The organism is Thalassotalea atypica (assembly GCF_030295975.1).
Taxonomy (GTDB): domain Bacteria; phylum Pseudomonadota; class Gammaproteobacteria; order Enterobacterales; family Alteromonadaceae; genus Thalassotalea_F; species Thalassotalea_F atypica.
This window is the reverse complement of the sequence record NZ_AP027364.1, coordinates 4,165,719-4,177,702: the sequence shown is the minus strand read 5'-3', so window position 1 is coordinate 4,177,702 and position 11,984 is coordinate 4,165,719. Positions and strand designations below refer to the sequence as shown.

The following is an 11,984-nucleotide window of genomic DNA, read 5'->3' as shown; positions in this document are numbered from 1 at the left end:
AATGCATCAGCAATGGGGATTTGCACAATACGAGCTAAGGGAGTTTATAACGGTGTGTGACAAGCACCAAGCGGCTGAATACGTATTCCATAATCGCTAGTACTCATTAAATTTGTTCTGCATAGTTAAGAACAATTCTATGATCATCAATCCTTTCGTGGCTGATATTAAAGTTACGAGCTAGCACTTCCAATAGGCCATTGACGTCGCCAGTTTTGAACATACCTGCAACTTCAATGCTTTGCAGTGCTTCGTTATTCGCCAACTCAAATTCAATATTGGTATAACGACTGATTTCTGCCATGGCCTCTGCTAATGATTCGCCTCTAAAGATTAGGTTTCCATTTCGCCAAGAGAGACTTGCGGCAATATCAACGGCATTAACCTTCACGACCGTGTTGGTTTGTTGCCCGGAGATGGTTAAATCAACTTTTTCCCCTTTTGAAATAGCCATTGCCGATTGCGGTAGCTTTCGTATTGCTTCTTCTATTGTATTTTCATGAGCAATAGGCGTTTTAGCCACAAGTACTTTGCCGTCAGTCACTATAAGTTCAACCAACTCATTTCGTACCTCAACATTAAATGCAGTGCCAACCGCTTGGATCACTTTACCACCTGCAATTACGCTTAAAGGGCGTGTCTTATCGTGAGCGACATCAATGTGAATTTCGCCCCGCTGCAATTCTATAATACGCGCATGTTCGGTATATTTAACTTGTACAAAGCTATTGGTATTGAGTGCGATTGTACTTTTGTCAGGCAGATTAATGGTATTACTCTCGCCAATCCCTGTTTGATAATTTGCTTGTATAGCGATAACGCCGTTTGGCGCATTTTTACCGAAAGGAAAGTAGCTGTCGCTAAATTGTAATAGACCCACAGTGACAGCCAGTACTACGGTTGCTGCTATAGCCGTAAGCCAAGGTGTGCGTTTATGTTGTCTAACCACTGGTTGTGGGAAGAGATCTGATAAACGGCTTAAATCGTCCATTTTATCCCACAAATTAGCGACTTCTAATAACACTTTAGTATTTTTAGGATGAGCGGCTAACCATTGTTGAAGTGCACTTTTTTCGTCATTACTCAAACCACGATCGAGTTTAGCAATCCAGTCACTGGCATGTTCAACGCGCATCTCTTCATTAGCTTTAGAATATTGATTAGGGAGTTGATGAATATTACTCATGCTTCATCTCCTTGTACTTTTTTCGGTGCAGCATCAAATCTTTCTGTCGTCGACTCTGCTTGGACACTACGCATAGATAAGGTGCATTTTTTCATGCCTGTTGATATATGTTTTTCCACAGTACTTTCACTAATTTGTAGTTGTTCAGCTATTTCACGCTGCGAATAACCGTACACTTTCTTTAAAATAAACACTTTTCGACATTGGATGGGTAATTGTCTAACCGCTTCACAAAAATGGGCAAACTCGCTATTTGACTGTGCACGCTCAAACATCTCGTCTTTGTATTGCTCGTCAAACATCAATTCAAGCGCTTGAATGTCATTCACACCATCAACTAACCTTACGTTGGCCTGTTTTTGATAGTCCAATGCAAGGTTCTTAGCCGTTTTAAACATAAACGACTTGGGCGAACTAATGTGTTCTTTGTTTTCAATCTGGCAAATTCGCACATAGGTTTCTTGTACAATATCTTCGATTTCATGAGGAGGTACAATGCGAGATACGACCCGAGAAATGCCCTGCCTAGATGCTAGATAGATTTTATAAAACAATGTTTCATTCGCCATTTTGTTTTGCTCAAAACTCTTTTTTATTATTTGCTGATCGCCAACTTTGTTTCAGCAATACTGTGATGAATTTAACCCGAATACAGTAAAGACGAACCACCAACTAAAATCCGCTATTGGTTTCACTAAATATTTTTTACATTCAATAATGGCAAGTAACCTTCGTCAATAACCTTAGAACTTTGGACATATTTTATCCACACTAACTCTCGTCAGTTATGTTGTAATCACTTGTAATCATCGTAAGAAATGTAATATGGTTTTTAATAGATAACAGCATATAGCGACCAATTTCAATTCTTGATTTATACAATTGAATTAAAATAAATCATTTAATAACAAATAGTTAAAGTCGTTAAGTTAAGCTATGAACGAATTAAAACTCTCAATGCTATAAATAAAAGAATAAAGGCATTAATGAAATCACTTACTACTTTTGACCTTAAAAAATTGTTTAAAACAATTTCTAAATTTCTATGGAGGAAAATAAAACAACAGTCGTCTTTGTTTTATGTATGGCGAAAATTCGTACATATGGAATTGAAGAAAATGCGCACAAAAATAGCCTGCGCTGTGTTGATGTTCAGTTTATCAACCTGGGGGATGGCTGCAGAGAAATCTGATAAAGCGACTTTCAATATTCCAAGACAAAGGGCCGACTTGTCGCTTATTAGTTTTGCTGAACAGGCTGATATTACGTTGCTGTTTCCACTCGACAAAATCGAAGGAAAACAGACCAACAAAATATCGGGGGAGTATACCGTCTTAAACGCATTAAACATGCTGCTGAAGGATACTGGCCTGAAAACAGAAATAAGCGAAAGTGGGCAGTTATCTATCTTGGTAGATCCAAGTTTTGAGAGACAAAATAACATGGCGACTTATAAAAAAAACAAAGTTTCAAGTGCCGTACTAGCAGTACTTAGTACGATGACGGCAACGTCAGCAATCGCAGAAGCTGAAAGTGAAGTAAAAGAAGTAGAAGTGATAGAAATAAGAGGTATTCGTGGCGCCCTTGGCAGAGCGATGGATGCTAAACGAGAAGCAGGCGGTGTGGTAGATTCCATTTCTGCAGAAGATATTGGTAAATTTCCAGATACTAATTTAGCCGAATCGTTGCAGCGTATCAGTGGTGTGTCGATTGACCGTTCCGGTGGTGAAGGTCAGTTAATTACGGTACGTGGCTTTGGCCCTCAGTTTAATACGGTACTGGTCAATGGTCGGCAAATTGCCTCGGAAAATCAAAGTCGTGCGTTTAGTTTCGATACCATTGCCTCGGAATTAGTAAAAAGCCTAGATGTACATAAAACGTCTACGGCGACCATGCAATCAGGTGGCATTGGCTCAACGATTAACGTCAATACCGCGCGTCCATTTGCCATTGGTGGCTTTAAGGTCGCTGGCAGCGTCAAAGGGATTTACGACGAAAACAGTGAAGAAACCACGCCACAAGTATCGGGACTTATTAGTAATACCTTTAATGACGATACTTTAGGGGTACTTTTTGCTGTATCTCATCAAGAACGTGAAACACGTTTAAACCAAGCCCAAATGGATGGTTGGTTGGAAAACGTTGGCGTGCCTAACCCACAAACAGAAAGTGGACAAGCGTATTCGGGCAATATATTTTCTCCTCGCAATTATGATCACAAAGTAACGACAGAAGAGCGGACAAGAACTAACGTTAATCTTGTCTTGCAATATGCCCCGTCTGATAACTTGATTGTTACGGCGGATGCACTTTATTCAGATTTCGATGTTGAGGCAGATACCACTTCCTATGGTCATTGGTTTACAGCGCCAAACATTGAAGGCTTTGGTGATGCGGCTGGTGCAACCGTTGATGAAAACGGTACTGTAATCGATTTATACCAAGAAGTCGGTTTAGCAACTGATATGCATGCGAAGAAGTTCGATCGCTTAACGGACACTAGCTCATTTGGTTTAAATTTTGACTGGGACGTTAATGACAACTTGAACATGACCTTTGATTTAAGTCATTCCAAGGCTGAACGTGAAGCCAATAACGGCCGAGGTGATCAATTATCGCTGATCGGCTACGCCAATCGTGTGCGATTCCAAGTTGACGATAATACCCTGCCTTTAGCAAGTGAATTTGCTAGCGCTAATCCAGCAATTTATAGTGGCCAGCAAGAAATTGATGGTGTTGCTTATGATCCTAATATTGCAGCTGCAGGTGTATCTGACCACCTAGATCCTGCTAACAGTCGCGCCCATGTAATGTTGCGTCGTGGTTGGGCTGTCGAAGATGAAATCGATCAATTTCGCTGGGATGGTACGTGGCTTGAAGACGGTGATGCCGGACTTGTAGCGGTTAAGTTTGGTGCCATGTATTCGTCTGAAACAAAAAGTATGGATCGTTGGGACAATGAAGGGCAAGGTATTCACTGTGCTTTTTGTGGTTACCCCGATGCACCAAATATGGATGGTTTCTCGCAATATGTGTTTAACGCAGGCAGTGACTTTTTAAGTGATGTTAGTGGCAGTGGTCGTATGCCAACGTCTTGGTTAGCTCACAACGGTGAAGCCAATTTTGCATTTCTTGAACAATATGCGGCGTCGCAAGGTAACCCTATTAGTTTTGATGCTGAAAAACGTAATAAATCGTTCGAAATTACTGAAGAAACTTTATCGCTTTATCTCGAGTTAGATTTTGAAGGTGAACTTGCTGGTATGCCGATTTCTACTACTGCTGGTGTTCGCTACGAAGATACCGAAGTAGAGGTAGATGGTACTGATGCACCGGTTACTGGCTTAACCATATTAGATGAAACAGAAATGCTTGCCCAATTTGGTGGTGCTCAGTCGATTAAGCAAAAATCTGATTATGAAGCAGTATTACCTAACATTAGCGTTCGTTTAGATGTGACAGATAATGTTGTTGCTCGTCTTGCGGCTTCGCAAACTATGACGCGTCCTACACTGAGCAGCATGTCTCCGGTTACCGTTATTGGTACCACGCGACAAGGTGGCGACTTAACTTCAACCAGTGGTAATCCCGCATTAGAGCCGTTTACATCTGACAATTTAGATCTGTCACTTGAATGGTACTACGATGATGCAAGCTATATGTCAGTAGGCTATTTCAGAAAGAATGTGTCGAACTTTATTGTTAACTCACAAGAAAGTAAAACGTTCGAACTTGATGACGGTTCGTTATTGACTGACCCTTCGACAGGCTCAGATCCAAGTGCTCCTGATTCAGAAGACGGTGTTGCTACGTTTACTAATACGCTACCTAATAATGGTGAGTCAGCCATTGTTGATGGTTGGGAACTTGCACTTCAACACACCTTTAATGAGAGTGGCTTTGGCGTTATGGCCAACGCAACGCTAGTTGATAGTGATGCGGAATTAGATGCCGCCGATATTACGCAAGTATTTGCGTTAACGGGGCTCAGTGATTCACTAAATCTGGTTGGGTTTTATGAAAAAGGACCATTCCAAGCACGTATTGCATGGAATTGGCGAGACACATTCTTGCAATCACTAACGCAATCAAACGGCGACGGCGTGACCATCGTAGAAGATTATGCTCAGCTTGATGCTAGCGGTAGCTATGATGTGACGGAAAATGTCTCAGTATTTTTTGAAGGCATTAACTTAACTGAAGAATACGTGCATAAGCGCGGTCGCTTTTCTAATCAACTTTTGTTGATTGAAGACAGTGGTCGACGATTTGCGGTCGGTATTCGAGGTACATTCTAACCGTCGTTAGGATGTCCTTAAGTTAGACAATAGGCTTCAACCAATGGTTGGTTGAAGCCTCAGAATACAACAACAATGAAAAGTCAGGGTACCTTCACCATGAATCAAGCAAAACAAGACTCAAGTCAGCAAAGCGGTATTAATACTGTCGTCGTTGTCGGTGGAGGTATTGCTGGCTGGTTGACAGCTGGGCGCTTGGCCGCAGAGCATAAAGCTAAAGAAAACAGTGGCCTAAATATCATACTCATCGAATCTCCTAACATTCCAGCGGTAGGTGTTGGTGAAGGTACGTGGCCCACCATGCGTAGCACATTAATCGCCTTGGGTATCAGTGAAACAGATTTTATACGTGCTTGCGATGCAAGTTTTAAGCAAGGTGCTAAATTTGCTCAGTGGGTTGATGGCAGTGATGACGACTTTTACTATCACCCGTTAGTACTGCCGCAAGGGTTTGGCAAAGTCGATATGGCTGGCTATTGGCATCAACAATCGGCGGAGGAACATCCGTCTTTTTCAGCTCAAGTATGCTTCCAGGAGGCAATTTGTGAGCAAGGTTTAGCCCCTAAAACGATAAGAACACCTGAATTTAGCGCGGTCGCTAACTATGCGTACCACCTTGATTCTGCAAAATTCGGTATTTTTCTGCAAAAGCACTGCACTGAACAATTGGGTGTGCAACACATATTGGATGACGTAACTAAAGTAAACAGTAAGGCAAATGGTGATATTGAAAGCGTATCGAGCAAGTCGCATGGCGATATTACAGGTGATCTGTTTGTCGATTGCACCGGCTTTTCATCAATGCTTTTGGGAAAGCACTATCAAGTAGATTTTAAATCATGTGACGACGTACTCTTTATAGATACCGCTTTAGCGGTGCAAGTACCTTATAAAAATGAAGAAGAAGCGATTGCTTCTCACACAATATCAACAGGACAAGAGGCCGGTTGGGTATGGGATATTGGTTTGCAAAATCGCCGCGGTGTCGGCTATGTCTACTCGAGTCGTCACAGCAGCGAAGCACGGGCTCGCCAAGTACTAGCAGACTACGTAGGTGACGACATTGAGTCTTTAAGTGTTCGAAAAATCCCCATTAAAAGTGGGCATCGCACTAAATTTTGGCAAAACAATTGTGTCGCTGTTGGATTGTCCGCCGGATTCTTAGAGCCGCTTGAAGCATCTGCACTGGTTCTCGTTGAATTATCAGCACAAATGATCAGCGAGCAACTTCCCGCTAACCGAGGCACCATGGACATTGTTGCTAAGCGCTTTAATGAAACCTTTTTGTACCGTTGGGACAAAATTATAGATTTCTTAAAACTGCATTACATTTTAAGTAGACGAACCGATAATGCATTTTGGACAGATAATCGAGACCCTGCAACGATACCACAAAGCTTGAAAGACATGATGGCGCTTTGGCAGCATCGTTCGCCTCAAGACTATGATTTTACCAGTAACAATGAAGTCTTTCCGGCAGCGAGTTATCAGTACGTGTTATACGGTATGGGCTTTAAGACAAACTACAGCACGGGTCGACACTTAGATGATTGGTCGGCAGCTGAAAAGCATTTTAGCCAAAATAGAAAGATGGTTGAGCAAGCCGTAACGAATTTGCCCAGCAATAGAGAATTACTCAATAAAATAAGAGCTTATGGCTTCAGTGCTATTTAAAGGTAGATTAGCTCATCAATAATTAGAACCTAGAGAAATGAAATGACTCAGTTAGTTGCAGTAAATAATCAGGCACATCGTCAATTGTTCATCGACACCGGTAAAGTAGAATTACACGGCGCAGAATTGCATTTAGTGCCCGTCGTCATGTCTGAATTTCAGCACCTTTGTGTAGAATGTCCCATTGTGCTGACTAAAAATGACGTAACAGGCCAGTTCGTTTTCGCCGCAATGTTGGGCTTTGAGGTTAATGAAAATTTATTCTGGCAGCAAGGTCGATGGCAGGGCTTATACTTGCCACTTCAAATTCAACGTCAGCCTTTTTTTGTTGGTAATCCAGAGAAAACAGCTGCTGAGAAAAATTCTTCATCAGACAGTAAAGATTATGTGGTGTGCATTGATAACGAAAGCCCCTGTATAAGCAGTGCGTCATCGGAACAACAAGAGCGAATTTATGATGAACATGGCAACGAAACCCCTTATTTTGAGCAAATCAAAGGCTGTTTAGCACAGCTGCTACAAGGCGAAATTAACAACGAAGGATTAATTTCTGAACTTCAGCAATTAGATTTGATTCAACCTCTTGCACTGGATATTACTTTCGTCAATGAACAGTCCACTCGATTAAACGGTTTATATACGATCGATCAAGAAAAACTGGCTAAGCTCAATGCAGAGGTTATTGGTCAGTTGCATGAAAAGAAATTATTACAACCAATTTACACCGTGATTGCTTCTCTCGCGCAAATCTATGCCTTGATTGAGCGAAAAAACAAGCAGTTATCTGACGGCAGAGCCTAAATATAATGCTAGCGAATAAGGCAGAAGGTCATAGTGTTTAGACGTCAAGGTAACGCCATTGCTATTGAAATAGGTGAGGAGAACACACCTATTATTGTTTTGGATAATGCTTGCGAAAATCTAGATGAGCTGCTCTTAGATGCATACACAAAAGACGATTTTACGAGCCAAGAAAGTGATTTTTATCCTGGCGTAAGACGACCGGCTCCAGCTGATTATCAACAGCAATTGAGTGCATGGCTGTTGCCGTTGCTGACGTTGCATTATGACTCATCAGCACTAAGCGATAAAACTGAGTGCAAAGCCAAAACGATGCTCTCTACCTATGCTATTGCGACGACGGCGCCGGATAAACTGCGGCCTATTCAAACTCTTCCACATTTTGATACGGCAGCGGATAATCAGTTTGCTGTGGTGCATTACTTGTGTGACGAAAGTCATGGTGGTACATCGTTTTACCGCCATAAAATACTGGGCTACGAGCGGATTTTTGCAGATCGTTTAGCTAAATATGGTGGCTTATTGAAACAACAAGCGATTTCAGAAAAGTTGCATTTAACCCCACGTTATATGCAAGGCAGCACGAGCTTGTTTGAACGTATTCACACCGTTGTGGCAAAGATGAATCGCATGGTGATCTATCCTAGTAACCTGCTGCACTCAGGCAATATCAACACAAATTTAGGGTTAAGCGATGACCCTCAACATGGTCGACTGACCATTAGTAGTTTTGTCACGGTATCTGCATTTAATGCGATAAAAAATTAGTTAATTTCATTTCACATCCATTTCACAACCGGTTCAGCATACTCTCGTCATCATAAATTTAATGTGTGTGAATTATGCCAAGTACAATCGAACTGACTAATATTGAACAATCCTTTGAGTTAGCTGACTCAACAATCACCTTGTTTAGCGGACTAGATTTGTCGATTGAACAGGGACAATCGTACGCCATTGTTGGGCCGTCTGGCTCTGGCAAATCAAGTTTGTTGATGTTGATGTCTGGCTTGGAGAAACCCACCAATGGAATTGGCGAACTCTTTGACGGTGGAAAAGTCAGGCCACTTGAGCAACTGCGCTCAGATGTCGGTTTCATCTTCCAGCAATTTCATTTATTACCTGAATTAACGGCGCTAAATAATGTCGCATTGCCGTTAAAATTAAGAGGTGACAAGCAGGCATTACAAAAAGCCAAAGCGTGGTTAGATAAAGTGGGGTTAGCTCATCGGGCAGATCATAAACCGACTGAACTGAGCGGTGGGGAACAACAACGTGTTGCTATTGCTCGTGCGCTAGTATTTGAGCCGCGCTTTATTTTTGCAGATGAACCAACGGGTAATTTAGATCAGCAAAGCGCAACAGACATTACTAACCTTTTGTTTGACTGCTGTACCCAAGGAAACGCAGCATTAGTGATTGTGACCCACAGTGAAACTTTAGCCGCTAAAGCCCAACACATATATTCGTTGGCCAACGGCAGGCTAACTAATACTGCAACAGTGGATCGTGAGGCAATGCCATGTTAGTAGAATCGATGAACTTAGCTTGGCAATTTTTCAAGCAAGACTTTGCGAGTCCGCATCAGAAATTACTGCGCTGGACACAAGGCGTGTTGCTGTTGTTTATTCTTACCTTGAGTCAAACAAGCGAGAACATTCAAAGTTACCTACACAGCAATTTGCAGAATCTACTGGGTGCAGATGCTGTCATTACCCAACAGCAGGCGCTAACTGAAGAGCAATATAGCGCCTTAACAAACATTGTTGATTCTGTTGTCAATAGTCAGCAACTGCAAGTCACGTTGTCACATGACAAACAATGGCAAACGGCCAAAATTAAGGCTGTCGATGATAAGTACCCCCTACAGGGGCAATTATTAACAGCCGATACCATTGATGGCCCAAACCTGCCAACACAAGGAGGTCCAAAAGTTGGCGAGATCTGGCTGGATTCACGTCTGCTGGCGAGCCTTTCATTAAAAGTCGGTGATTACTTACAAGTGGCCGAACGTCGTCTCTTGGTCTCAAAAATACTGGTTCATGAGCCAGACAGATTAATGGAAGGACATACCGTTCAACAACGCGCAATGATAAGCAAACAAGATTTAGACTTGTTAGGTATTTCAGCCGACCTAATCAGCTATCGTTATTTAGTTGAAGCAGATAATTCGACAGTCGACCAATTGATCACTTGGCAACAAAGTGAGTTACCAGCCGCTACATTACACCATAAAAAAGGAGCGCATCCGCTTGCGCTTTTTTGGAAAAGAACCGAAAACTTTATGGGGCTGGCTTCTATCATTTTATTTTTCATGGCTGCCATTGCCATTGAGCAGCTTTCGCACGTGTACGTGAAAAAAGAACGATACTTTTCTGCTATTTGTATGAGCTTTGGAGCCACAAAAACGACTGGATTGATTGTTTCATTATGGAAGTGGGTGTTCTCCTTTATGTTGCTGATCCCATTGGCTTTGGTGTTATCAGTTGTTTTTCAGGCGTTGTTGGTCGGTTGGCTGCAAGACAGTTTTGATGGATTGACATGGCAGTGGAATGTTGGTGTTGCGATTAAAAACATAGCGTTTGCTGTTGCTATATTTTCTGTTTTTCACTTTCCTGTATGGCTTTCGTTAAGTAAAAATACCGTCGGGCAATTATTGGTCGAGCGTACGCAGGGAGGAAGCCACTGGGTCAACAAAATAGCATGTATTGCGGTATTATTTATCGTTGCCATGGCGTACAGCGATAATGGCTTGCTTACCACGATGATGGTGGTGGCGATGTTAATTACGTTAATCTTGATGATACTGATGAGTTGGTTGGGGTTAACGCTGGGTGAAAAGGTAACTCAACATAGGGCAGGTCTTGTGTCGTTTACTTTTTTCATGATGAAACAGCGGTTATTGAGTAAAAGTACACAAATTATAGGTGTCGGGTTGTCGGCATTTTTACTTCTATTTACCTTGATGTTGCTTAAAGACTTAGGGGCAACCATGTCGTCTTATCAGCGTCAGCATGATGGCAACTTGATTGTGTCGCAAGCGACGGTACCGCAATTTGAGTTCATTGAAAAAAGAGCTGAAGAATTGGGTATTAATATACGTCAATCCAAGCCATATATGTATGGAAAGTTAGTGGCGGTTAATCAGCAGTCATTAAAAGAATTTAGTGACAAGCCTAGCGAAAGTATGGCCACATTGAGTCGCTCAATTCGTATGCATTGGAATGAATCTCTGCCACTAAATAACAAGCTTGTTGAGGGGGTTTGGTGGAATACTAATAACGATAATTGGCGCCAGGTTTCGGTTGAACAAGAAGTCATGACAGACTTGGGCCTAGTGTTAGGGGATCGGTTAACGTTTTTTATCGGCCAACAAAGCCATGAGTTTGAAATCACCGCCAGTCATGTCTTTAAATCGGGTAATGGCTCGATGACGTTTTGGGTGCAAATGCCAATGTCAGCGCTGCATCACGTGCAAGCGCCTCATTACAGCATGTCTAGCCTAGAACTCGCTGATGAACATTGGTCGATACTAGGTGAATTTTGGCAGAAATATCCAACCTTACGAATGGTCTCGTTGAAAGAAATGACTGCGAGCTACGATAGTGTCCTGAAAATGATCACACAAGTGATCAGCGGCTTCACGTTGATGATTATTGCACTGGCGATGATTGTCATATTCGCGTCAGTGAATGCGCAAGAATCTAAAGAAAAGATCAAAAACAGTATCATCATGAGTTTTGGGCTTAGTCCTAAGGTTTGTCTGCATTTAAATGTGATCGAATGGGTAGTCACCTCAACAATTACTGCATTTGGGGCAATTATTGGGACATATATAGCTGGAATGTTGATATATCAGTCGCAATTTTCCTTAACTTATGTACCCGACGCCATTTGGTTGCTGTTGACGACAAGCGTCATTGTGACCTTTGTCACGTGTTTGGGGATATTTGCCAGTCGAAGTACTTTGCGTTTCTCCATACGCCAACTTTTATCTGACAATAATTAGTATGCATGATTATTTC

General features: G+C 42.0%; 8 protein-coding genes. 6 read left to right on the top strand and 2 right to left on the bottom strand.

What is annotated here, in order from left to right:
- Positions 1 to 106 precede the first annotated feature (106 nt).
- Positions 107 to 1,186: a FecR family protein gene (locus QUE03_RS18725; protein ID WP_286263492.1), complete on the bottom strand. Its 1,080-nt coding sequence runs from the start codon at positions 1,184 to 1,186 to the stop codon at positions 107 to 109.
- A complete protein-coding gene (locus QUE03_RS18720; protein WP_286267923.1) occupies positions 1,183 to 1,782 on the bottom strand; it encodes an RNA polymerase sigma factor in 600 nt (199 codons plus the stop codon). Before QUE03_RS18720 ends, QUE03_RS18725 begins: the two co-directional genes overlap by 4 nt.
- A gap of 846 nt (positions 1,783 to 2,628) precedes the next feature.
- On the opposite strand from QUE03_RS18720, the gene QUE03_RS18715 reads away from it, so the two are divergent.
- The 6 genes from QUE03_RS18715 to QUE03_RS18690 all read left to right on the top strand — a co-directional run bounded on the left by QUE03_RS18715 (position 2,629) and on the right by QUE03_RS18690 (position 11,968).
- Positions 2,629 to 5,484, top strand: a complete 2,856-nt coding sequence (locus tag QUE03_RS18715; protein ID WP_286267920.1) for a TonB-dependent receptor — start codon at positions 2,629 to 2,631, stop codon at positions 5,482 to 5,484.
- A 99-nt stretch (positions 5,485 to 5,583) separates the two neighbouring features.
- Positions 5,584 to 7,158, top strand: coding sequence for a tryptophan halogenase family protein (locus tag QUE03_RS18710; protein WP_286263491.1), 1,575 nt, complete (start codon positions 5,584 to 5,586; stop codon positions 7,156 to 7,158).
- A 42-nt stretch (positions 7,159 to 7,200) separates the two neighbouring features.
- On the top strand, positions 7,201 to 7,959 hold the full coding sequence (locus tag QUE03_RS18705; RefSeq protein WP_286263490.1) for a SapC family protein: 759 nt from the start codon (positions 7,201 to 7,203) through the stop codon (positions 7,957 to 7,959).
- Between the two features lie 33 nt (positions 7,960 to 7,992).
- On the top strand, positions 7,993 to 8,727 hold the full coding sequence (locus QUE03_RS18700; protein WP_286263489.1) for a DUF6445 family protein: 735 nt from the start codon (positions 7,993 to 7,995) through the stop codon (positions 8,725 to 8,727).
- A 74-nt stretch (positions 8,728 to 8,801) separates the two neighbouring features.
- Positions 8,802 to 9,488: an ABC transporter ATP-binding protein gene (locus QUE03_RS18695; protein WP_286263488.1), complete on the top strand. Its 687-nt coding sequence runs from the start codon at positions 8,802 to 8,804 to the stop codon at positions 9,486 to 9,488.
- Positions 9,482 to 11,968 carry an ABC transporter permease gene (locus tag QUE03_RS18690; protein ID WP_286263487.1) on the top strand — a complete coding sequence of 829 codons (2,487 nt, stop codon included), beginning with the start codon at positions 9,482 to 9,484 and terminating at the stop codon, positions 11,966 to 11,968. The genes QUE03_RS18695 and QUE03_RS18690 overlap by 7 nt, the downstream gene beginning before the upstream one ends.
- Positions 11,969 to 11,984: the final 16 nt, after the last annotated feature.